Source organism: Rouxiella sp. Mn2063, from assembly GCF_049319665.1.
GTDB lineage: Bacteria > Pseudomonadota > Gammaproteobacteria > Enterobacterales > Enterobacteriaceae > JBMOUD01.
Window position 1 is genome coordinate 139,586 of the sequence record NZ_JBMOUD010000010.1, and the last position, 23,040, is coordinate 162,625.

Annotated in this window: 20 protein-coding genes; 8 read left to right on the forward strand and 12 right to left on the reverse strand. The window is 46.6% G+C overall.

Features of this window, described 5'->3' with window-relative positions:
* Positions 1–56: 56 nt before the first annotated feature.
* From ACL9RG_RS15635 to ACL9RG_RS15660, 6 genes are all read right to left on the reverse strand, one after another.
* Positions 57–242 carry a YpfN family protein gene (locus tag ACL9RG_RS15635; protein ID WP_422793541.1) on the reverse strand — a complete coding sequence of 62 codons (186 nt, stop codon included), beginning with the start codon at positions 240–242 and terminating at the stop codon, positions 57–59.
* 18 nt (positions 243–260) lie between these two features.
* Complete coding sequence (locus ACL9RG_RS15640) at positions 261–947, reverse strand: M15 family metallopeptidase (RefSeq protein WP_422793542.1); 687 nt, start codon at positions 945–947, stop codon at positions 261–263.
* Positions 944–2,071 carry a succinyl-diaminopimelate desuccinylase gene (dapE, locus tag ACL9RG_RS15645; protein WP_422793543.1) on the reverse strand — a complete coding sequence of 376 codons (1,128 nt, stop codon included), beginning with the start codon at positions 2,069–2,071 and terminating at the stop codon, positions 944–946. Before dapE ends, ACL9RG_RS15640 begins: the two co-directional genes overlap by 4 nt.
* 1 nt (position 2,072) lies before the next feature.
* Entirely contained in the window at positions 2,073–2,459 is a 387-nt protein-coding gene (locus ACL9RG_RS15650; RefSeq protein ID WP_422793544.1) for an ArsC family reductase, read from the reverse strand.
* Positions 2,460–2,677: 218 nt separating this feature from the next.
* Entirely contained in the window at positions 2,678–3,112 is a 435-nt protein-coding gene (locus ACL9RG_RS15655) for a GNAT family N-acetyltransferase (RefSeq protein WP_422793585.1), read from the reverse strand.
* Positions 3,113–3,178: 66 nt separating this feature from the next.
* On the reverse strand, positions 3,179–3,661 hold the full coding sequence (locus tag ACL9RG_RS15660; protein WP_422793545.1) for a tetratricopeptide repeat protein: 483 nt from the start codon (positions 3,659–3,661) through the stop codon (positions 3,179–3,181).
* A gap of 213 nt (positions 3,662–3,874) precedes the next feature.
* On the opposite strand from ACL9RG_RS15660, the gene ypfM reads away from it, so the two are divergent.
* Positions 3,875–3,934, forward strand: a complete 60-nt coding sequence (gene ypfM, locus ACL9RG_RS15665; RefSeq protein ID WP_422793586.1) for a protein YpfM — start codon at positions 3,875–3,877, stop codon at positions 3,932–3,934.
* A 149-nt stretch (positions 3,935–4,083) separates the two neighbouring features.
* Here ypfM and acrD read toward each other — a convergent pair whose 3' ends face one another.
* On the reverse strand, positions 4,084–7,251 hold the full coding sequence (acrD, locus tag ACL9RG_RS15670; RefSeq protein ID WP_422793546.1) for a multidrug efflux RND transporter permease AcrD: 3,168 nt from the start codon (positions 7,249–7,251) through the stop codon (positions 4,084–4,086).
* Positions 7,252–7,658: 407 nt separating this feature from the next.
* Entirely contained in the window at positions 7,659–8,282 is a 624-nt protein-coding gene (locus ACL9RG_RS15675; RefSeq protein ID WP_422793587.1) for a response regulator, read from the reverse strand.
* A 194-nt stretch (positions 8,283–8,476) separates the two neighbouring features.
* Here ACL9RG_RS15675 and nudK point away from each other — a divergent pair, with 194 nt between their 5' ends.
* The gene (gene nudK, locus ACL9RG_RS15680; RefSeq protein ID WP_422793547.1) at positions 8,477–9,052 is read left to right on the forward strand and encodes a GDP-mannose pyrophosphatase NudK; all 576 of its coding nucleotides are present in this window, start codon (positions 8,477–8,479) and stop codon (positions 9,050–9,052) included.
* Between the two features lie 133 nt (positions 9,053–9,185).
* On the opposite strand, the gene ACL9RG_RS15685 is transcribed toward nudK, so the two are convergent.
* Positions 9,186–10,280, reverse strand: coding sequence for a hypothetical protein (locus ACL9RG_RS15685; protein WP_422793548.1), 1,095 nt, complete (start codon positions 10,278–10,280; stop codon positions 9,186–9,188).
* A gap of 428 nt (positions 10,281–10,708) precedes the next feature.
* On the opposite strand from ACL9RG_RS15685, the gene ACL9RG_RS15690 reads away from it, so the two are divergent.
* Positions 10,709–11,782 (forward strand): DUF1176 domain-containing protein, encoded by a 1,074-nt coding sequence (locus ACL9RG_RS15690; RefSeq protein WP_422793588.1) that lies wholly within the window; start codon positions 10,709–10,711, stop codon positions 11,780–11,782.
* A gap of 114 nt (positions 11,783–11,896) precedes the next feature.
* Here ACL9RG_RS15690 and ACL9RG_RS15695 read toward each other — a convergent pair whose 3' ends face one another.
* Both ACL9RG_RS15695 and ACL9RG_RS15700 read right to left on the reverse strand, forming a co-directional pair.
* On the reverse strand, positions 11,897–12,706 hold the full coding sequence (locus tag ACL9RG_RS15695) for a 5'-nucleotidase, lipoprotein e(P4) family (protein WP_422793549.1): 810 nt from the start codon (positions 12,704–12,706) through the stop codon (positions 11,897–11,899).
* A gap of 287 nt (positions 12,707–12,993) precedes the next feature.
* Entirely contained in the window at positions 12,994–14,112 is a 1,119-nt protein-coding gene (locus ACL9RG_RS15700) for a porin (protein WP_422793550.1), read from the reverse strand.
* A gap of 263 nt (positions 14,113–14,375) precedes the next feature.
* On the opposite strand from ACL9RG_RS15700, the gene dinG reads away from it, so the two are divergent.
* Complete coding sequence (dinG, locus tag ACL9RG_RS15705) at positions 14,376–16,550, forward strand: ATP-dependent DNA helicase DinG (RefSeq protein ID WP_422793551.1); 2,175 nt, start codon at positions 14,376–14,378, stop codon at positions 16,548–16,550.
* 115 nt (positions 16,551–16,665) lie between these two features.
* On the opposite strand, the gene ACL9RG_RS15710 is transcribed toward dinG, so the two are convergent.
* Positions 16,666–17,571 (reverse strand): DUF7164 domain-containing protein, encoded by a 906-nt coding sequence (locus ACL9RG_RS15710; protein WP_422793552.1) that lies wholly within the window; start codon positions 17,569–17,571, stop codon positions 16,666–16,668.
* Positions 17,572–17,919: 348 nt separating this feature from the next.
* On the opposite strand from ACL9RG_RS15710, the gene ACL9RG_RS15715 reads away from it, so the two are divergent.
* The 4 genes from ACL9RG_RS15715 (at position 17,920) to ACL9RG_RS15730 (ending at position 22,856) form a co-directional block, all read left to right on the forward strand.
* Positions 17,920–18,561: an FMN-binding negative transcriptional regulator gene (locus ACL9RG_RS15715; protein ID WP_422793553.1), complete on the forward strand. Its 642-nt coding sequence runs from the start codon at positions 17,920–17,922 to the stop codon at positions 18,559–18,561.
* 63 nt (positions 18,562–18,624) lie between these two features.
* Positions 18,625–19,587 carry a DNA-binding protein YbiB gene (ybiB, locus tag ACL9RG_RS15720; RefSeq protein WP_422793554.1) on the forward strand — a complete coding sequence of 321 codons (963 nt, stop codon included), beginning with the start codon at positions 18,625–18,627 and terminating at the stop codon, positions 19,585–19,587.
* Between the two features lie 219 nt (positions 19,588–19,806).
* On the forward strand, positions 19,807–20,151 hold the full coding sequence (locus tag ACL9RG_RS15725; RefSeq protein WP_422793555.1) for a zinc ribbon domain-containing protein YjdM: 345 nt from the start codon (positions 19,807–19,809) through the stop codon (positions 20,149–20,151).
* Between the two features lie 845 nt (positions 20,152–20,996).
* Complete coding sequence (locus ACL9RG_RS15730) at positions 20,997–22,856, forward strand: M3 family metallopeptidase (protein WP_422793556.1); 1,860 nt, start codon at positions 20,997–20,999, stop codon at positions 22,854–22,856.
* Positions 22,857–23,040: the final 184 nt, after the last annotated feature.

The following is a 23,040-nucleotide window of genomic DNA, read 5'->3' on the forward strand; positions in this document are numbered from 1 at the left end:
ATAGCAGACAACTTCTTAGCAAACTCAGTAGCCAACTATCGCTACCTTGCACAGTGTTATTTCTTCTTCGGCCAGTCGTCTTCGTCGTCCCACTCGGCGTTATTATCGCGGTGGGGTGGGATCTCTGGTTTATCAGCGAGGTACTTCTTCACATCAACTCGGCTGAGTTCTTTAATGCCGCTGATCAGAATACCTGCCAATATGACCAATACGATCCACCAGTAATCTTTAATCCATTCCATGATGTTATGTCCTATTGGTTAATCTTGCGTGTTACGAATAAAACGCGGGTAAATCGTGGCTAAATTTTCAATGACCCATTCAACACCCGCGACATCGCGTCCTTGCCAGGACTCAGTCAGTACCTTTGGTGTCAGCAGCTTTTCACACTCGGCAGCCAAAGGACGGTAGCTTAAATGCCAAGGCTCAATGGCAACACCGCCGCGGTCTTTATCAAATGGACGATAGAAACCAAAAGCATCCAGATGGGCATCTAGCCACAGCGTTAGCGCGTGGAAATAACCCTCCTGCTCATATTCCCAAGGCTCCAGCTGTAACGATTTACCCTCAGGGAGCAGACTAGGATCGTAGATATCCAAATCACTGCCCCAATGATGGCGACTGGCACCCGGCAACGCCGACCAACGCAGGATAAGTTCACCACGCTGAGCATCGTCAAGATGGCTAATATCCACCGGCTGACTGTTCTTATCTAATACTGGTCGCTGGCCGCGGAATTTGCCATTCCAGATAGCTAATTGCCGATCAAAATCACGAAATGTACTGGCTGGCTGCAGATTAAAACCTGCCTGGCTGGCCTTTAACTGCATAGCAGTAAAAGCCGCCGCGGCTTCTGGCTGCAAGCGGTGGTGTTCATTCAGTGCAACCAGGTGCTCGGTTGAACGGCCGGTGAGCATTTCATGATTGATTGTCAGGCGGTTTTTCATGCCACTAACTGTTCCATAATACGTTGGTACATTCTGCTCAGTAGCTGCAAGTCGGCGGCGTGTACACACTCATTAATTTTATGAATGGTAGCGTTAACTGGACCCAGCTCAACCACTTGTGCGCCCATCAAGGCAATAAAGCGGCCATCGGAGGTACCGCCGGTGGTTTGCAACTCTGGTGTGAATTCGGAATAGAGCTGGACAGCATTGACCACTGCATCAACCAGTTCTCCCCGCGGCGTCAAGAACGGCTGACCGGAGACCACCCAGTTCAGCGTGTAATTAAGCTGATGTCTGTCGAGCAGTTCGGCCACGCGTTGTTTAATCAGCGCATCGGTCAGTTCGGTACTGAAACGGAAGTTGAACTGGACGTAAAGCTCGCCGGGGATCACGTTATTGCTGCCGGTACCGGCGTTGATATTGGCAATCTGCATACTGGTCGGTGGGAAGAATTCATTACCGCGATCCCACTCGGTTGCCACCAACTCATTTAATGCTGGCATGGCACGATGCACCGGATTATCAGCCAGATGCGGATAGGCAACATGGCCTTGCACCCCGTGAATATGCAGGTTAGCGGTCATAGAGCCGCGACGACCGTTTTTCACCACATCACCGACACGGCTGGTGCTCGATGGCTCACCGACTAAGCAATAATCCAGGCGCTCATTGCGCTCCATCAGCGCGTTAACCACTTTAACGGTACCGTTAACCGCACTGGCTTCTTCGTCCGAGGTGATCAGAAAGGCTAAACGCCCTTGATGATGAGGGTTAGCCGCGACAAAGCGCTCTGCTGCGACCACCATTGCCGCCAGGGAGCCTTTCATATCGGCCGCGCCACGGCCAAATAGCATGCCATCACGCAAGGCAGGCTCGAACGGTGGTGAGATCCACAAATTAGCATCGCCGGTTGGGACCACATCGGTGTGACCGGCAAATGCCAAGGTTTTACCTTTACCGCGCGTGGCCCAAAAATTCAGCGTATCGCCAAAATTCATCGCTTCAATATGAAAACCAATAGCCTTAAGACGGGCGATTAATATTTCCTGGCAACCGGAATCATCCGGGCTGAGGGAAGGGCGGCGGATTAGCTGTTGTGCTAAATCAACAACGGGACAACTCATATTACTGCACCTCGGAGATAAACTGTTGATAGCTCTCGGCCTTAAAGCCCAGTAGCGACTGTCCATTCTTATTGGCCAGCAAGAAAGGACGTTTAATGATCGCAGGATGCGCGAGCATCAAGGCTTTGGCGGCCTGCGGATTATCACAGGCTGCGCGCTCGGCTTCATCGAGCTTACGCCAGGTTGTGCCTCGGGTGTTGAGTAAGGCCTGCCAGTCTTGTTTATCCATCAGAGTTTGCAAAAGTGCATCGTCCAAACCCTCGACACGATAGTCGTGGAAGCGATAGTCAACGCCGTTCTCTTCTAGCCAGCGACGCGCTTTCTTGACCGTATCGCAGTTTTTGATGCCATACATAATGAAAGGGGACGTTATCGTTGTTTCGGTCATAGGAAACATTACCCTCGATGTGAAATCAGTGAGCCAAATCCGCAGTCAAACGTCGGTATCGACGAGGCAGCAAAAGCTTGCCGGCTGCGAAAATCAATGGCCCACATAATGCGGTAAAACGCGGCGTGGATCTAGACGTAAGGGGAAATTGGATAGGTATTTAAGAGAAAAGGAGCAAGGCCAACGACCTTGCCATTTTAGGCTTATATAGCGGTGAATTATTGCGGGATATAGCCGGTCTTCTGCATCCGGATAAGATTCTCTTCACTAACGTGGATCATGGCGGTAAGCAAAGGGTTGAAACCGAATTTTTTATAGAAATCTATTTTATCGGGTACCGCGTAAATGATCACTTTCCCCAATGGCGTCAGGTCTTGCATGATGCGTTGCATCAGAACTTTTCCGTAACCTTGACCTTGATAGTCAGGATGGATGGCGACATCACAGACGTAAGACACGGTAGTGAAGTCGCTAATTGCCCGCGCTGCAGCGACAAGCTCGTCGCCTATATAGCCAAAGTAACGAAACTGGCTGCGGGTAAAAGCCAGTTCTAAGGTGGGTAAGTGGCGCTTATTGAGTCCACTGAGTTCAAGAAGGTCGGCCAGACGCTGCCAATCGATGGCAGGGGAGTTATGGTCGCTAGTGATTTCTATGGTCATGCCATTCTCCAATAAGCGGATAGTTTATCGGCAAGATAATGGCATAAGAAATCGCGGAAATCATGACCAAACGCGGTCTAAATCTTCGCTGTACAACGTCATCGCTCTTTTATATCGGGTGACATGTGGATGCTGGCTGTTTTCTGCCAACAGTAGCAATAATTCGCTTACCGCACGCTTGTTTTGTCCCAAATTGTACAGGGTCATCGCTCGGAATATTCTCAAATCTACAGCATCGGGAAAGCGTACTAATCCGTTTTCGAACGTTTCGAGCGATTCTTGATAGCGGCCTAGCGTGCGAAAAGTGCTGCCAAGACCTAAATAGGCCTCTGGTAAGTCTTTTTCTTCCAGATTATTGGCAATAGCCTGCTGATAGAAAGGAATCGCTTCTTTTTCAAAGCCTTGTACGTCGTATAACGAGGCTATTTTGTACATCAGTTGGGCCGAATTCGCATAAGCGTCATCTTTCAATAAATTTAGCGCGTGCTGTAATGCGGCTTGGTGATGACCTTCTTGTGTAAGTTGATCAATAAGTTGCAACATAATTCGGCTGTCCCAAATAAGGATGAAAAACAAAATAGTGGGCAGTGGTTATTAAGGCAATATTCATGCCTGTTATTTACCTCTATTACTCAGGTTGAACTGCCGTTTAATAACCAGTTTAAGCAATGTGATTAGCCTCTAATAATCGGAATAAGCAATTTATTAGTACAAAAAGCGATCGTATAATCCCCGGCGTTACATTACGAGGTTATTATGGTCGAACAAGAGTTGATTAACTGGAAAGAGTTTATTGAAGCTATGTTGCGCCGCTAGGCAAAACCAAAACTCAATAAATGACATCATCCAGGTTTGCAAGTTTGTTATACATTCTTTCACCCGGGTAGAAAATATAAAAGGGCGCTAATAATCATTAGCGCCCTTTTTATTTTTATCAGCATCCTTGCTGATAAAGAACCGTATATTTATTTCTGATCTTCAGACGTAGACTCGATTTGCGCCTCGGCCATATCTGCCATCAGTGTATTCGTCGGTTTTCCTGGAAAACGACGGCGCACGAGTACGAAGAACAATGGGACGAAGAAAATAGCCAATATCGTCGCCGACAGCATACCGCCGATAACCCCGGTGCCGACCGCATGTTGGCTACCTGAACCTGCACCGTTGCTGATTGCCATCGGTAAGACCCCAAATACAAAGGCCAGTGAAGTCATCAAAATCGGGCGCAGGCGCATTCTTGATGCCTCCAGCGTGGCTTCGACCAGTGCTTTCCCTTTGGCATTTAAATCGTTGGCAAACTCAACAATCAAAATAGCGTTCTTAGCGGACAAACCGATGATGGTCAGCATCCCCACCTGGAAGTAAACATCATTCTCCAAACCACGTAATGAAGTGGCGATAACCGCACCGATAACCCCGAGCGGTACGACCAACATCACTGAGAACGGAATCGACCAGCTTTCATAAAGCGCGGCTAGGCACAGGAACACTACCAGTAGCGAAATGGCATATAAGGCCGGTGCTTGTGAACCCGACAGGCGTTCCTGATAAGAGAGGCCAGTCCACTCCAACCCGAATCCAACCGGCAATTTGCTGACCAGTTTTTCCATCTCGTCCATAGCAGTACCGCTACTGACTCCTTTACCTGCTTCACCAACGATCTCCAGCGAGGAGTAGCCGTTATAGCGCTCCAAACGTGGGGAACCCACCTCCCAATGCGAAGTGGCGAAGGCGGAGAAGGGCACCATCGAACCTGACGCGTTACGGACATACCATTTATTGACGTCATCCGGCAGCATGCGGAAAGGTGCCGCTGCTTGCACATAGACTTTTTTCACACGGCCACGGTCAAGGAAATCATTGACATAAGTTGAGCCCCACGCGGTGCTTAGCGTATCGTTGATGGTATCAACGCTGACGCCTAAGGCTTGCGCTTTGGTCTGATCAATGTCGATTTGCAATTGCGGACTATCATCTAAACCATTGTGACGAACGCGAGAAAGCTGTGGATCTTTCGCTGCCATCTCAAGCAATTCATCACGGGCTGCCATTAATGCAGCATGTCCATGTCCGGCGTGATCTTGTAATTCCATATCAAAACCAGAAGATGTCCCCAAGCCGTTAATAGCGGGTGGACTGCTGGCAATAATTCGTGCTTCCGGGATCTTTTTGAAGGCCTGTGTCGCGCGATTGATAATATCAAACGAGCTATTGTCGCCTGCGCTGCGTTTTTCCCAAGATGCCAAACGAATAAACATACGCGCAACGTTCTGTCCGTTACCGCCAGGACCGGCACCGATAGTGGCGAATACTGACAAGACGTCTTGTTTTTCTTTAGTCAGGAAATAGTGTTCAACTTTTTCCACCACTTTTTGTGTCTGTTGCAAAGTGGAGCCAGGAGGCAACTGGATTTGCACAGTAAAGCGTCCTTGGTCTTCCTGTGGCAGGAACGATGTTGGCAGTTTGATGAACATCCAGCCCAAAGCAACCAGCAGTAATAAATAAACCAGCATATAGCGCAGACCGTGGCGCAGGACACGATTGACCCCACGTTCATAGCGATAACTGTTTTTATCAAACATGCGGTTAAACCAGCCGAAGAATCCACGTTTACCGTGATGTTCTCCTTTGGCGATAGGTTTAAGCAGGCTGGCACACAGCGCTGGAGTCAGGGTAAGCGCAACGATAACCGATAACACCATAGCGGCGACGATAGTGATCGAGAACTGACGATAAATCGCGCCGGTCGTGCCGCCGAAGAAGGCCATCGGTACAAATACCGCCGACAGTACCATGGTAATACCGACCAGTGCGCTTTGAATCTGCCCCATCGATTTACGCGTGGCTTCTCGCGGACTCAGTCCTTCTTCGCTCATTACACGCTCGACGTTCTCGACAACGACGATGGCATCATCGACCAACAGCCCGATGGCGAGCACCATTGCAAACATCGTTAGCGTATTGATGCTGTAGCCAAACTGATGCAGTACCACAAAGGTGCCGAGCAGGACTACCGGCACGGCAATAGTTGGGATCAGCGTCACCCGCAGATTCTGCAAGAAGAGGTACATCACTAAAAATACCAGCACAATTGCTTCTACCAACGTTTTGACTACGTCAGTGATGGCCGCTTTAACGAAAGGAGTACTTTCATAGGCAATCTCGGCTTTCAAACCGTGCGGGAAGTAAGGCTCTAGCTCTTTGATGCGCGCACGTACCGCGGTATCGGTTTGCAGTTCATTGGCGCCAGATGCCAGATTGATACTCATACCCGATGCCGCTTGGCCATTATAACGGCTTAGCAGAGCGTAGTTTTCCGCACCTAATCCGATAGTTGCCACTTGGCCTAGCGTCACTTGAGAGCCATCTTGATTAACTCGTAACGTGATTTTGCTAAATTGTGCCGGCGTTTCTAATTGTGATTGTGCGTTGATACTGGCATTAAGTGCCTGCATATCCACGGACGGTGCACCGCCGAGTTGTCCAACGGCAACCTGGCTGTTCTGTGATTTTATCGCGCTCACCACATCATCGGTGGTCAGGTTATAATTATTGAGCTTATTCGGGTCGAGCCAGATACGCATCGCATATTGCGAACCGTAGGCATCGATACTGCCCACGCCATCTACGCGACTCAATGGGTCCTGAATATTCGACGCAACATAGTCGGAAATATCCTGCTTATCCATGCTGCCATCGGTAGAAACAAATGCCACCATCATTAAGCTGGTATCACCGGTTTTAGTAACCGTAATTCCTTGTGATTGTACCGCTTGAGGCAGACGTTTCATCGCTTGTTGCAACTGATTTTGTACTTGTTGCAGCGCTTCATCTGGGTTGGAGCCAGCAATAAAACTAAGGTTAATCTGTGATTTACCATCGTTGCTACTTTGCGATGACATATACATCAGATTATCCAAGCCAGTCATATTCTGCTCGATAATCTGCGTCACGGTGTTTTCCACCGTTTTCGCCGACGCGCCAGGATATTGCGCAGTAATACGCACATTAGGTGGGGCTAGCTGTGGGTACTGTTCGACAGGTAACGAGTGAATCGCTAACAGGCCGGACAGAGAAACAATGATCGCGAGAACCCATGCAAAAATGGGGCGATCGATAAAAAAGTTAGCCATGCGTCAACAACCTCGTTATCACTCAAACAGGATAATTAAATAAAGCGATGAACCGGAATTAAATATTATTGTGGTTAAGGAAACCTTAGATTCTTGGCATTGACAGTGCACAAGTCAGAATGATCGCCCAACTCTATGCACTTTACTTGGTTAGCGTAAGAACAACGTGAAGAAAAAAAGGAGATGATGTAAAAAACCGCCGTGATGCCTTCTGGGGGAAGAAATCAGTCATTGTTGGTCACTCCCACTGCGTGAGTGGTTATCTTTCAATATATTGATAATAAAGGATTAAATTGAAATTAATTCGAGTGATGGCCTGAAGCAGAGCGGAAAGCATATGTGCTATGTTTATGCACTGCGTCTAAGTTCAGGCCATTGGGGCAGGTTAAATAATGGTTAGTTGCTGATTATTTGTGGTCAAAAAATAATATTGTCGCGGCAATTCGTGAATGAACGCCCAGTTTTCGTAACAAATTACGGATATGAACTTTGACAGTTTCTTCGGAAATACTCAGTTCATTAGCGACTTGCTTATTTGATAGCCCTTTGGCAACTTCACCGAGTACGTTTTTTTCACGATTAGTGAGGAGGTCCATCGGGTTTGATTTTATCTCATGGCAATTTAGCGTGTCGCTCACTCTGTCACTGAGTTTATTTTGGCCTAATACGACTTGTGATATTTGCTCAAAAAGCTGCTCAGGCGAGCTATCTTTGAACAAATAATCATTGGCACCGGCGCCCATCATTTTCACAATGTCATCCGGGTTATCTGAATCGGTAAATACGATGATTTTGACTTTGCTATCTCGCTTACGTAGCGAGTTAAGCATCTCAAGTCCTGATATATCATGCATATTGCTACCGAGAATGATTATATCAAGTGGTAAGTGGCTAGCGTTAATGAGGGCATCGTTTCCGCTGTCAGCCTCTGCTGCGATATCAAACTGTGGGTTACGAGTTAACAACTGGCGTATACCACGACGCATTAATGGATGTGCATCAACGATCATCACTCTAAAGCTTTGTTTCATCACTTGTACTGCTCCTTTAATTGGTACTATCCCTTCCTAGAGAATGTGAACTGCTAACCCTTATACGATATGACTGAATCGCAAAAATCACTCAATAGCATCGTTATTGAATAGCAATGTTACTGAATAAACTTTGTTTTTCGCTGCTTAAGGGTTCTATCATTGCGCAATGACGACCTGATTGGAGATGAGCCGTGCACGACAAGATAGAAATCATTAAAAACCAGTTACTATCAGATAATTGGTTTGTACTGCGTAACTATACCTATGATCTCATTAAAAAAGATGGTTCGACCATACGACATAAACGTGAAGTTTACGATCGCGGTAATGGCGCGACCATCTTGCTTTACAACCGCGCGAAAAAAACGGTTTTGTTAATTAACCAATTCCGTCTTGCTACTTATGTTAACGGAAACACCAGCGGTATGTTACTCGAAACTTGTGCCGGTTTACTTGATCACGACACGCCAGAAGACTGTATTCGCAAAGAAGCTATTGAGGAAACAGGTTTTGCCGTTGGTGAGGTTGAAAAACTGTTCCAATTATACATGTCTCCGGGTGGCGTCACCGAAATTCTGCACTTTTTTGCCGCAGAATATCATGAAGATCAACGCAAAAATGCTGGTGGCGGCGTGGAAGATGAAGATATTGATGTTATCGAGTTGCCTTTTACCGACGCTTTGGCAATGGTAAAAAGCGGTGAAATTACTGATGGTAAGACGGTGATATTACTACAATATGCGCAGACTCAGGGCTGGATGGCCTAAGCATTGATGTTGATGATTATTATCCGGTTTTAGCCAAACTGGATAATAACCTTGTTTTTTGTGTAACAAATTATTGGCAAGCAATCTACCGACGCGTGCATCGGCCTAAACGCAGTATTTATGTGTCTGGTATTTATTGCTTTGGTAATACCAATGCCACCCCGCCGGGATGTTGTTCAATATAGTTCCAGGGCAATACTGACCAGCTGATATTTTCACAAACACGCATTGCTCTGGCAAACGCGGGGACCACCATTAACCCTTTAGGGGTAAAGTACCAATTAGGGTAGTACCAAATTTCATCATCACGGTAATCACAATCATTATCTCTTCTATTTTTCTGCATTTTATCTGGATACAACAGATTTAGCGTTGAAATCAGTGATGAAGCAAATCTCTTTTCCCGGTAGCTCAGATAGGTTTCAAAGCTTACATTGTTGGCTTCTTTATTATCGCGATTGCCATTATATAAATCGCTTTCTGCGCCATATGAGTAATGAAATGGTTTCTCTTTCCCAACCCAAAATACATCCTCTAACGCTAAATGTTTGCCGGTTTGTGCATTAAGGTTAAGTGAGGAATCACTCATATCAGGGTGCGCACCGCCGCAGTCATATTCAGTAATTACTTTGGCACTGATAACCGCAGAGGAAATGAATTCTGGGGTAACTGTTTGTTTGAAAACAGCTTTAGAAAAACGACTCGCGCTGAGCATACAGCTATGATAATTAATCACTTCCTGCATCATCCGCGCTTTTAGCTGGTTATTTAACAGCGCGAGTTGAGCATCGGGAAAGCCGGAGACTAAAGTAAATAAAGCAATCTTAGACTGGGGTTCATGCCACCATTGCAGCTTATAACCCATGAATGTTTGTATTTTGCCGGGCACCAGTGGCAAATCACTTACCCGTAAATACTCATAAGGATCGTTTTGCAGAAGTCTATCCAAATAAGTGCCATTCTGGCTTGGTAAGAGTGACACAGGCATGAGATGTAACGGCAATATCTTCCCTTGCGTATCCGTCCAACTCCCTTGCCAGCCTGAATAGCCGTCCGGTTGTAACATTAACGTTGGGCGTGGTGAGTCATTTAAGTTATCGGTACCTTCTTTTAAAATAAGCGCTTTGCCATCCATTGCGCCGTTGAGCGGTAAATCCATTTTGTATTTTTGATAAAAATAGCGCCCTGTTATTGCCTCTGGCCGATTGAAATTTAATTCAAAGACCACCGCCGCGGAACCTAAGGTGCCACGAAATACGGCCAGCGGAGATTCTGCCCACGCTGATAGCGAAGCAAGGAGCAATAGCAACAGGGTTAGCTTCAGCTTTAATTGACTAAAAATGAGAGATACCCCTCTTACCATCCATCGACGCCTTTTAACGAATTCACGCAGTATTTCTTCACAGAATATCAGTCCTTTGTGTTGGTAAGCGTTTAACAGAGCAACAAAACGTGTGCGGAATGTCATATTCGTCATACTTACTGCGGTCAGCGTTGCCAGTGGCCTCACTATTTTGAATAGCTTTAGGGGTTGGCATACTCAAATTGCTGGTATTCCTTTCTCATTACAGATAAATAAATGATGATTTCTAACCACTTCCTTTGTGCCGATTGCGGTAATATTAGGAAGATTATTCCGCAAAAGAGCCGAGTGTGATGAGACTTTATTGGATAACTGCCCCTTTGCTGCTGATGGTTTCCTTACTAGGAAATCGCCTCCATGCTGAGCCGTTACAACGGGTTTACACGGATTGGCAGCTCAGTTGCGATAACATTAATCGTTGTCTGGTGCGCAGTACGCAGGACAGTCAGGGATTGGTGTTACAACTCTATCGGGAAGCCGGTCCGGAAGGTAAAACCAGTCTGACGATTGATTATCAAAAAAATAATGATGAGCAATTAATGGATGCGGTTTTGGCTAATCACTTAACACTCAACGGGAAACCGCTGAATTTTAACCGCCGCGAATGGGAAATCAGTAAAAGGCATATCAGCAGTAATAATCATCTGGTCATCGGTGATTTTATTGCCAATATCCGTGATGCCAACCAATTACAATTGAGCGGCAAACTCGATTCGCAACAAACGATTCACCCCACGCTTTCTTTGAAGGGATTAAAAGCCGCGTTGCTGGCAATTGATGAACAGCAAGGCCGCATTGGTACTAAGAGCGCATGGAGCGGGCGAGGGAATAAGCCGGTGAACAGCGTTCCTGCGGCACTTACAGCACCACTGCTTGTTCGTTTTAATGCACCACACCCGCTTAACGAAGGGGAAATCTCAGCCATTACCCAAAGTATGGCGACCAGTATTGATAATAATGATTGCAGCCTGGAACAGTCTGAACGAGAAGTGCATCTCTATGCGTTAAGCAATGATAAGGCGCTGATGACAATCGATTGTGATATGGGTGCTTACAATCAATTTATGCTGGCTTTCAGCGTTTCGCGGCAGCCGCCTTATAAATCGGCAGCTTTACAGTTAACCTTGCCGTTCAAGCTTGGCGATGATGATAGCGCACCAGAGTTGATTAATGCCGATTACGATCCGAAAACTGGCGAACTCTCCACCTTAGATAAAGGACGAGGGTTAGGGGATTGCGGGGTATCAACTCGCTGGGTATTTGATGGATCGGCTTTTCGTTTAGCCTCTTATACCTCGGAGCCAAGCTGCGATGGATTCAGCCGCGATGGGCAATGGCCAGTATTATGGGTAACGAAAAAGCCCTAAGCGTTTTTACCGTCAATTCAAATACGGCGTCTCTCGCATAACAAGATTCAATTATTGCCAGAGACGCCGTTATTAGGTTACATCAATATCAGTATCGTATGTTCTTATGGCAACTTACTTGCCATCCCACACTTTCAAGTTGGCATCACGGGTTTGCAACTGCTGCTCTGGGGTAAGTTTGTTATAACCTGCCGCCAATCCACTTTCCCAATCACCGTACAGTGGGTTAGGCAACACAATAAACTGCGTGCCGAACAGCTTGTGGTTCTGGTTCACAAAGTCACGACGCTCTACGTTACCTTTATGGTAAGTCGCTGCACCGAAGTCATTCAGGTTGTCACCTAAATACAACACCACATTGTAGCCTTCGGCCTTAATGGCATCGAAGCGCGCCTGTTTATTAGAGCTGCCGGTATTTAGACGCACGGTTTTTTCCGTTACGTTCGGGAAGCCTAAGCGTTGCAGATTGGCAACTGTCGCAGCGTAGTCTTTTTGGTCACGGTTTGAGACATAGAATATGGTGCCGTCATGGCTATCAACATAACGAGCAAAATCAACTGCGCCTGGGATAGCAGTGGCTTGTTTAGCCTGCACCCATCTTGACCAGCTTTCGCTATCGAAAGGCTTACCTGCTTTAACCTGCCATGCGCTATAGGCGCTGTTGTTGATCATGGTTTCGTCGAGATCGACGATCACCGCTTTTGGTTTACCCGTTAACGACGCCGCATGGTCAAAGGCTTGAGTGGCGATGCTGAAAGATTGATAAGTCAACGCTTGATACTCGCCAGATTGCTGGAACCAGTTCAACGCCATGACGGTTTGTTGGTTTAGCTGGGCCTGCGCATCTTGCTTGTTCTGTTGCGCGCAACCGGTGAGTGCCAGTAGAACTAAGGCACTGACGCTATAAAGTGAAACTTTTTTCATGACTTTCTTCACCCTTTCTCATTATGGTTAGAAGATCAACAATGATCCCTGTTGTATTTCGACATGCTGTTTAGCAGCACATTATGACAAAAGCCATAAAACTTTAGCAGATTCAGCAAATTGAGAAAGCTGGAAATGGTAAAAATCCGAGAACGAACGGATTTATCCCCAAAATCATTGCCCTGCAATTTGAAGTATGACGGGTATAGACGTAAAAAAGCCGGGAGGATGAATCCCGGCAAAACAACACAATGAATGTTTATAAACTAGACGAGGGTAATAACAGCTTAGAACTGGTAAACCAGACCTACAGCAACGATGTTATCGCTGTTCAGGCCCAAGGTATTGTTAGAACCTAAACGGTTGATTTGATAATCAACGAAGGTCGACATGTTTTTGTTGAAGTAGTAATAGGTTGCTACGTCAATGTATTTGGTCAGGTTAGCATTGCCCACGCCTTCGATATCTTTCGCTTTGGTCTGCACGTAGCCCAAAGATGGACGCAGGCCGAAGTCGAATTGATATTGCGCAATGGCTTCGAAGGTCTGAGTTTTGTTCGCATAACCGCTGACTGAGCTTGTTGTCAGGCTTGAAGCACCAGCAGGGACAGATACCGGCAGCATATTACGTGTTTCAGCATAGATGGTTGCCAGGTAAACGCCGTTGTTGTCATATTTCAGACCGCCGGTCCAAGCTTCAGCTTTGCTGCCTTGGCCAATTGCGGATTGTTGTTGGCTCAGAGTACGGTTAGATGATGCGTAAGCACCCGCAGCCGTGAAACCAGCGCCAAGATCGTAGCTTGAAGATAAGGAGAAACCATCGCCATTAGCCGCTTTGGCTGCACGACCGTTACTTCCGGTAGTGTCTTGGTTTTTGCCTTGGTATTGCAGGGCGATATTCAGGCCATCAACCAAACCGAAGAAGCCACGGTTACGGTAAGTTGCCAAGCCGTTAGCACGACCAGTCATGAAGCGGTCAGCTTTGGTGTAACCGTCACCACCAAATTCTGGCATAACGTCGGTGAAGGATTCAACGTCGTACAGTGTGCCGTAGTTACGGCCGTAGTCGAATGAACCATATTGACCGAATTTCAGACCAGCAAAGCCCAGACGGGTTTTAGTGCCAGAACCCGCAGTACCTTGTGATTCTGCGGCGTTATCAGCAACCTGATATTCCCATTGACCGTAACCGGTCATCAGGTCGTTAATTTTTGTTTGGCCTTTAAAACCGAAACGCACGTAGCTTTGGTCGCCATCGTTGGCGTTTGAGCTAGAGAAATAATGTTCGGCTTTCACTTTTCCATATAGATCAAGCTGGTTTCCGTCTTTGTTATAGATTTCTGCTGCTTGTGCGCCGGAGGCAATGATTAATGATGGAACTAAGATCGCCAAAATATTGAGTTTCATGTTTTAAATGCCCTGAATTTTAGTATGAAAGATCGTTGCTATCATGTGTGTGCTGGTGGTCTAAGGTGGACCTCAAATTTTCACAGCGATGGGATTTTTACCGTATCTTTGTTATCGATTTATGACAGTTCGAAATAACTCTCCTTTTTATCCTCATAATCCCTTGACGTTTGTTGAAGAAAAAACCAAAGGTATTTTGTTGGCTGACGCAGAGGAATGTCTGTGGGACAATGGCGGCCACACTTCGTATAGATAAGAGATGCATGGCGCTGTCTTTTGCAGTAAAAGAACAAATCAGTCAGTGGTATAAGGCGTTACAACAACAAATCCCTGATTTTATTTCGCGAGCTCCGCAGCGGCAGATGATTGCCGAGGTGGCTAAAGCGTTTTCTGGTGACAGTGCGCGACATTTAGCCATTGAAGCACCGACAGGTGTCGGTAAAACGTTGTCATACCTTATCCCCGGTATTGCAGTCAGTCGTGCCGAGGAGAAGCCACTCATTGTCAGCACCGCCAACGTTGCGTTGCAGGATCAGATTTACAGTAAAGATTTACCGCTGCTGAAAAAAATCATTCCCGATCTTAAATTTACCGGGGCTTTTGGCCGTGGCCGTTACGTGTGCCCACGTAATCTGGCTGCTATGACCAATGAGAATTCTCAAGGTGATTTAGGATTATTTTTGGGTGATGAATTGGCTCCTTCCAACGGTGAAGAGCATCAGTTATGCAAAACATTGGAAGGCGCTCTCACACGTTATCAATGGGACGGGCTGCGCGATCACTACCCACAAACTATCCAAGATCCGCTGTGGCTGAAGATAAGCACCGATAAAGCCAATTGCTTATCACGCAACTGCCATTACTTTCGCGAATGCCCTTATTTTGTCGCGAGAAAAGAGATTGAAAGCGCGGATGTGGTGGTAACTAACCACGCATTAGTGATGGCGGCACTGGAATCTGAATCGGTATTACCGCCAGCCAAAGATTTGTTATTAGTGCTCGATGAAGGCCATCATCTGCCGGAAGTGGCGCGTGACGCGTTGGAAGTGGACGCCGAGATCACCGCAGTATGGAATCATCTGCAGTTGGATAATTTTGTTCGCCAAATCGAACAATGCCTGGCGTTGTTCACGCCGAAAAATCCACCGCCATTGGCCAATGCTGAGCGTTTACACAACCATTGCGCTGAAATGCGCGAATTGCTGTTGCTGATAGAGCAGCAGGTCACACTTTACTTACCTGCTGAACAACCTGATGCGGAATATCGTTTTGAAATGGGGCACCTGCCTGCCGAGTTGCTAGAGCTGTGTGCCCGACTGTTTAAGCTAACGGATGGGTTGCGCAGCCTGGCCGAATTTATGCTTAATGATCTCAGCGAAAAAACCGGAAAACATGATGTGATGCGCTTACATCGTGCCATTTTGCAGATGAGCAGAATGTTGGGTTATCTGGAAACCATGAGTAAATTATGGCGATTAGCGGCAATGGATAAATCGTCTAATGCGCCAATAGGTAAATGGGTTTCTCGCGCCTATTTTGATAACCAGACTCACCTGATGTTCCACTGTGCCGGGTTACGGGTCAGCGATCAGCTGGAAAAAATGCTCTGGCGCAAAGTGCCGCATGTGGTGCTGACATCGGCAACGTTGCGCTCTTTAAACAGCTTTTCCCGCTTGCAGGAATTGAGCGGCCTAACGGAAAAAGCAGGCGATCGTTTTATTAGCCTCGATTCGCCGTTTAATCATATCGATCAGGGGAAACTGGTGCTTCCGCAGATGAAGCATGAACCACTGATGGCTAATGAAGCAGCACATATCGCCGAGATGGCAGAGTTTTTCCGTGCCGAACTGGCCGAGGCAAAGCACTTGGGCTTATTGGTGCTGTTTGCCAGCAACCGCGCGCTGCAGCAATTTGTCGAACTGATGCCGGATTTGCGTTTAATGCTGTTAGTACAAGGCGACCAGCCTCGCTATCGTCTGGTAGAAGAACATCGTAAACGGGTTGAAGCCGGTAAAGTTAGCGTGTTGATTGGTTTGCAGTCTTTCGCCGAAGGGTTGGATTTGAAAGGGGAGTTGTTGACTCAGGTTCATATCCACAAAATTGCCTTCCCGCCGATCGACAGCCCGGTAATTCTTACCGAAGGAGAATGGTTGAAAACCCTCAAACGTTATCCTTTTGAAGTGCAGAGCTTGCCTAGCGCCTCATTCAACTTAATCCAGCAAGTAGGGCGGCTGATCCGTAGTCATCAATGCCATGGCGAAATCGTTATCTACGACCGTCGTTTGCTGACTAAAAACTATGGCTCTCGGCTGTTGGCCGCTTTGCCCGTTTTCCCGATTGAACAACGTGAAATGCCCGAGGCGGGTAAATATGTTGCGGTAAAACTGGCGAAAACGGTGGTCAAAAAAAGCGGGCGTAAGCGTACAACTCGGCGCTAGAGTAATATGATTATCGAGGGATAAATATATCTCTCATCAACCTTGAGAACAGAATGTATTCTGTCTCTTAAAGTATGATGAGTTTTTATCCCTCGATTATTTTATTATTTCACTATTAATTTGGCAGATAACCTGCTTCTGCCTTAATGTCTTCTATTGATGACATGCAAATCCAATGGCAGTATTGATTGATTTTATTTTTATCCAAGATGTCTGGAGAAATATAGTCATATTTCCCATCCCGGTAGTCAAATTTAGAAAAATAATCAGTGGTATGTACGCCATGAATGTGAAGGGTGAGGGTATCAATATCCTGCTCATTATTACTTTCTATATCCAATATGCGCTCGCGCCCATTTTGTAAAAAATCCCCCCATCTTTCATTTGCCGTAATTTCTGCGGCATACATGGTTGTTACTCCGCGGCACCAGTGTGGCCACTCTCCCCAGTTTGCAGGATCGGTTCCAAATTCCTGCATCAGCACGCGGCTCCAATGAAGTTGTCGTTGTAAGAAATCGATAACAAGTTCAGAGCTTGCCATGATCGAATGGCCACAGCCAAATCTATGATGATGTTTAACCCGGTGTTTCTCACAAAATAGGAGCATATTCTTTTTGAAATCATCACTGAAATAATAGTTTCCGCGGCCATGTACAGGAAAATTAGGCTTAAACGATGCCAGATTTTTTGTTAAAAAAACATCGGCATCAGTACGCAATAGATAGTCGTAATGGCGCGCAACTTTGCTCACTTCATCGCCAGTCAGACAACCAATTGAGTTGATAAAATGGTAATCCTTAAAAAGAGGGTCAGTATGGGATGTTGGTAAACAAGGAATAAGAACGACGCCGGCTTCTTTAGGTAATTTCTCCGTTATTTCTGGATGGTGAACAACAATAAGATCGGAGGTACGCCAACAACCGCTGTAAATCCAGCTTTTATAGAGCCAGGAAAAGTCTTCTAACATTTTTTTTGAGCTATCAATATAAGTCATAATTCCGAGTGATTTTTTCTCTTTCACTATCTTACTTCTCCATGTAATTGAGTCGAAATGAGCTATTTAGTTTTTATATTTTATCATGCGATGATTTTTTATAATGAGTAGATTCGCTTCGCCGATGTTTATATTAGGAATTTAGCCCGGTACTTTTTCTTAAAGCACGAATTTGCAGATGTCTTATAGGAGGAGTGATTTAAATGATATTGATATGTGTTATGAAACTGGCGGCAAAATAATTAAAATATTTCATTTTCATATTGTGAAAATGTTCCCTTGTTAAGTTCTCGAGCCTTCAGGCTGAAAAATTGATTGTTACAGCAAATAATGTATAAGTTATCTCATCGTATTGGCTGCTAAAAGGAAGGTCTGGTGTACTCACCTCAATCATTTTCTCTGGATGAGATTAGCGCGCAATCGGAGCTGATCTCTCGCTATCCACTTGGGTTACTTATCTCCAATACCCCGCAGGGAATAGAAGCCAATCCGCTGCCTTTTTTGGTGGATGTCGATACTCATGGCGTGATGACTTTGCGGGCTCATTTCTCCAAAGCCAACACGCATTGGCAGTCGCTGTGCGACAACCCTGAATGCTTGGTCGTTTTTCAAGGTGAGCAGGGTTATATCTCGCCATCGTGGTATGCCTCAAAAGTACCAAGCGGGGGTAAAGTTGTACCGACCTGGAATTACGCGACCGTACAGGTTAGTGCTACGGCAAAAATTATTGATGATCCTCAGTGGCTGCGCACTCTGCTAGAAAGGCTCACTCATTTACATGAAGGCCAGCGGCCTGAGCCTTGGCAAATTAGTGATGCGCCGGATAATTTTATTGCCTCAATGTTAAAAGGTATTGTAGGTATCGAGTTAGTCGCGCATCGGGTGGTGGGAAAAGCCAAGCTAGGACAGAACCGTTCTGCCGAGGATGTTGCAGGTGCAGCTAAGGGCTTGTACGAGTCTGAAGGGCAAAATAGTCCGCTTGCTAGTGCAATGAAAAAAGCCAAAGACCTGCTTTGATAATAGCGACGGCATTACTCAATGAGTATGCTTAGCAAGTTCTTATTTATAGAGTCAGCCACAATGGATTACACCAAAATAATTAAAGAAGTCGGGCGTGGAAAAAATCACGCCCGCGATCTCGATTTTGAACAATCGCTTGAGCTGTATCGTTTGATGCTGGCTGGAGAAGTCCCTGATTTACAACTCGGTGGGCTATTGATCGCCTTGCGTATTAAAGGCGAATCAGAGCAGGAGATGCTTGGTTTCTATAAAGCGATGGCGGAGCAGGTTATGCGTTTGCAAGCCCCGGCTGAACAGCCAATACCGGTAGTGATCCCAAGCTACAATGGTGCACGCAAGCAGGCCAACTTAACGCCATTACTGGCTATTTTACTCAGCCGCTTAGGTTTACCGGTAGTGGTTCACGGCGTCAGCGAAGATCCGAGCCGCGTCACCACGCAGGAGATTTTTCATGCGCTTGGCATCGAGCCTGCTCTCAGTCAGCAACAGGCGCAGCAGCAACTCGATAGCGGCAATGGCCCGGTGTTTATCCCGGTATCAGTATTATGCCCAGCCATTGACCTGCAATTGCAGTTACGCTGGCAAATGGGTGTGCGTAACAGCAGCCACACGTTGGCCAAACTGATCACGCCATTTATCGACCAGCCGTCTCTACGTTTATCCAGCGTATCTCACCCAGAATATGTGCAAAAAGTTTCCTCCTTCTTCTTACAAATAGCGGGCAGGGCATTACTTTCACAAGGCACGGAAGGTGAAGTTTATGCCAACCCGCTGCGTAGCCCGGCGATTTATATGATTGCTGATGGTGAGCAGTCGATGCTGTGGGATAAACATGAGTTTACTGAGGTGACATTGCCGGGTGCCAAGGATATCGACACTACTGTGGCGTTTATCAATGATTGCTTACATGGCCGCTGTGCCATTCCACAAGCATTATTAAATCAACTGAGTTGCTGTCTGGTTGGAACCGGCGTTTGCAGCGATATCAACGAGGCAAGAGCTATCGTCGAGCAGCTATTTTAACGATATTTCATCATGGGCAATAATAGGCCAAAATCCTTTACCTCTATCAAAAGTAGGGGTAAACAAGTAAAATACGACAACTTTTAAAATGACTTCATGATTTTAATGGAATTAGTCTATCCAAAATAATTGGAATTGCGTCAAGGCGGCAAGTGAGCGTAGCCAACACAGAGGTAACTTCAAGCAGGATGGATATAAATTACTTTTAAGGATTTTGTGATGGAAACTTTGCCAAATTGCCCAAAATGTCAGTCTGAATTCACCTGGCAAGACAATGAAATGCTCAACTGCCCCGAATGTGGCCATGTCTGGTCGCTAAACGGTGAATCTGCCGCGCAAGATGACGACGTATTAGTTGTGATCGATGCTAACGGTAATACTTTAGTTGATGGCGACGCCGTCACCGTGATCAAAGACCTGAAAGTCAAAGGCAGTTCATCGATGCTGAAAATCGGCACCAAGGTGAAAGGCATCCGCCTCTGCGAAGGCGACCATAACATTGATTGCAAGATTGATGGTTTCGGGCAGATGAAACTAAAATCTGAATATGTGAAGAAGATCTAGACCGAGATTTTTGCGGTTTCTTTAAGCCAGAAGGGCTTAAAAATCCTTTTTCAAATAGTAGATTGGTGAATGTTTCGGTTTGCTCAAGCTTAACCGAGCTTGGGGCGGTTTTGTAAAACCGGGAACGGTGAATGTTTCGGTTTATCAGCGGCGGTTATCAATAGTGGTCCGTCGCCTAAACCGACCGAAGGGGCGGTAAGCGCCGCCCCTTCCGGCTTCCCGCGCTTTTTGCTACTTCAATTCTGCATCCAGCGGAGGCCATGTTTCAGGTACCACGGCGACAGGCGCAAATGTCGCTGCTCCGCAGTGCCTTCAGTCGGGATTCGGACTCGCTCAATAAACACTTCGCGATTTCTCACCACTCCTTCAGCGTCATTTCGAGCGCGCCACCGGGCATTTTTAGAATCAAAAGCTAAAACTTCCTTTTCCTTTGAACTTGATTTAAAAGTTGCCTGGCGCACTCAAAATTTCACTGACGAGTGGTGGAGAGACGGCGAAGTTTTTATTGAGCAGGCTCGAACCCGAGGAAGGGATGGCGGAGCCATGAAATTTGCGCCAGTCGTGGTGGTACCTGAAACATAGTCTAATTGGAATCCAATATAACACCATGAAAAGGCGCGGGATTTTCAAGGGGAGCGCCTCTCCCCTTGAAGCGGCTTAGGCTGCAATGTCAAATTGAACACTGCATTTGAGAAGCCGAAAATTACACAGTTCCCGGTTTTACAAAACCGCCTAAATCTCGGTCCAGATTTAATAATCTATTGTATATTTTTAGAAGGATTTAAAACCATTCTGGTTTTACACTGAATCAATAAACCCCTTTATTACCCAACAGCCGAGTTTATATGAAAAAATCCCAAGCATATTTCGATGCCCTAAACCACGATTACTTGAAAATCCACCAAACCAAAGAAGAGTTGTTCTGGCAGAACTATATGGGGACGGGGGAGGAAGATGTGTCGGCTCGTTATGCGGCGGCCGAATCGGCTTATAAACGTTTTATTGCTGAGCCGAGCCGTTTGCAGGAGATTCGTGAGCTGATTAGTGAGTTGGAAGCTGAGGCATCGGCAGATAATCAACCATTATTAGATGGGCTGCGCGGCTGGTATCGCTTCTTTGATTGTAATGCGATTGAAGATCCGCAAGCGCAGGTGCTGCTTGATGAAATTATCCAGGCGGAAGCGGCGTTATTTGCGAAGAGAAAGCAGCAGCGCTTGACTCACATTAATAGCAAAGGCGAGCGGGTTAATGCGTCGCTGGGTGAGCTATTAACTAACCAGGCAAACAATGAAAACGAAGCCTATCGTCGCAGCTCACATAATGCACTACGCGAATTAGAGCAATGGCTGCTGCACAATGGCTTGTCTGAGTTAGTCGGGCTGCGTAACCGCTTTGCTCGCCAACTGGGCTATCGTAACTACTTTGATTACAAAGTGAATAAAACTGAGCGCATGTCGCCAGAGCAGTTATTCGCGATTTTAGACCGTTTTGAAGAGCAAACCCGAGAATCCAACGTCCGCAGCCTGAATGAGCTGGTGGCGAGGGAAGGGGATGCGGCGCTGATGCCGTGGAATATTCGCTTTACCAGCGCCGGTGATGTAACTCGACAATTGGACCCTTATTTCCCGTTTGCTGATTCGCTCGCGCGTTGGATCAATAGCTTCAAACGTTTGCATATTGGCTTTAACGGTGCCGAGATGCAGCTCGATTTGCTAGTGCGTGAAGGCAAATATGAGAACGGCTTTATGCATAGCCCAGTGCCGACGTTTTATGACAATGGCAAATGGGTGTCTGGGGTGATTAACTTCACCAGCCTGGCTAAGCCGGACCAAATTGGCAGCGGTGCAAGCGGGATTAATACGTTATTCCACGAAGGCGGCCATGCGGCGCATTTTGCTAATATTCGCCAGAACGCGCCTTGCTTCTCTCAAGAGTTCCCGCCGACGTCAATGGCCTATGCTGAAACACAATCAATGTTTTGCGATAGCTTGCTTGATGACGCCGACTGGCTCAAACGCTATGCCCGCAATGCACAGGGTGAGCCGGTGCCGGATGAACTGATTCAGGAAAGTATTGCCGCACGTCAGCCAATGCGTGCCTTTAATGAACGTCATATTTTACTGGTACCATATTTTGAGTGGCAACTGTATCAATGGCCGGATGAGAAACGCACGCCAGAAGCGATCACCGCTTTAGCTCGTGATGTGGAAACGCATATTCTTGGCGTCACCGGTAGCCCACGGCCGACATTAGCAATACCTCATTTATTGTCACTGGAGTCGGCCTGTTCCTATCAAGGCTATTTGCTGGCGCTGATGGCCGTTGAACAAACGCGCGCCTTCTTCTTGAAACGTGATGGCTATTTAACAGATAACCCGGCGATTGGACCAGATCTGGCGAAACATTATTGGACTCCAGGTAATAGTGTCAGCCATGACGACACGTTGCGCAGTTTGACCGGTGAAGGGTTCAATCCTGATTATCTGGCACAAAGCTGTAATCAAACCGTGGCGGCTGCCTTGCAAGAAGCACAGCAAACCATCGCTAGCGCAGCACAGCGCGAGCAGCCTGCCGCCGACTTTGATTTGCAGGTACATATCAAAGTGGTAGATGGTAAGCGAGTATTGGCGGATAACGCTGATGGCGATGAAGCAATGTGCCTGGATTTTGCTGATTTTGTTCAGCAGACTTACATGAAAAATTAAGACTCACAGCAAGTTGGGTGAGAGCAATTCCCCTCAACAGCGTGCCGTTGAGGGGAATTGAGATGAATAAAGCTATTATTGGCCTATAGCGGCATTGGTGCAGGTTTAGCCACTTATCAATACATCGTAATATGCCAGCGCTGTCGAGAGCGTCCGGCAAAGGCTTTTCGGCTAAAGCCTAGAG

Excerpts from the sequence above, each read along its gene's own strand:
- ACL9RG_RS15635 (WP_422793541.1), bottom strand. The coding sequence starts at position 242 with ATGGAATGGATTAAAGATTACTGGTGGATCGTATTGGTCATATTGGCA.
- ACL9RG_RS15640 (WP_422793542.1), bottom strand. The coding sequence starts at position 947 with ATGAAAAACCGCCTGACAATCAATCATGAAATGCTCACCGGCCGTTCA.
- dapE (WP_422793543.1), bottom strand. The coding sequence starts at position 2,071 with ATGAGTTGTCCCGTTGTTGATTTAGCACAACAGCTAATCCGCCGCCCT.
- ACL9RG_RS15650 (WP_422793544.1), bottom strand. The coding sequence starts at position 2,459 with ATGACCGAAACAACGATAACGTCCCCTTTCATTATGTATGGCATCAAA.
- ACL9RG_RS15660 (WP_422793545.1), bottom strand. The coding sequence starts at position 3,661 with ATGTTGCAACTTATTGATCAACTTACACAAGAAGGTCATCACCAAGCC.
- acrD (WP_422793546.1), bottom strand. The coding sequence starts at position 7,251 with ATGGCTAACTTTTTTATCGATCGCCCCATTTTTGCATGGGTTCTCGCG.
- ACL9RG_RS15675 (WP_422793587.1), bottom strand. The coding sequence starts at position 8,282 with ATGAAACAAAGCTTTAGAGTGATGATCGTTGATGCACATCCATTAATG.
- ACL9RG_RS15690 (WP_422793588.1), top strand. The coding sequence starts at position 10,709 with ATGAGACTTTATTGGATAACTGCCCCTTTGCTGCTGATGGTTTCCTTA.
- ACL9RG_RS15695 (WP_422793549.1), bottom strand. The coding sequence starts at position 12,706 with ATGAAAAAAGTTTCACTTTATAGCGTCAGTGCCTTAGTTCTACTGGCA.
- ACL9RG_RS15700 (WP_422793550.1), bottom strand. The coding sequence starts at position 14,112 with ATGAAACTCAATATTTTGGCGATCTTAGTTCCATCATTAATCATTGCC.
- dinG (WP_422793551.1), top strand. The coding sequence starts at position 14,376 with ATGGCGCTGTCTTTTGCAGTAAAAGAACAAATCAGTCAGTGGTATAAG.
- ybiB (WP_422793554.1), top strand. The coding sequence starts at position 18,625 with ATGGATTACACCAAAATAATTAAAGAAGTCGGGCGTGGAAAAAATCAC.
- ACL9RG_RS15725 (WP_422793555.1), top strand. The coding sequence starts at position 19,807 with ATGGAAACTTTGCCAAATTGCCCAAAATGTCAGTCTGAATTCACCTGG.
- ACL9RG_RS15730 (WP_422793556.1), top strand. The coding sequence starts at position 20,997 with ATGAAAAAATCCCAAGCATATTTCGATGCCCTAAACCACGATTACTTG.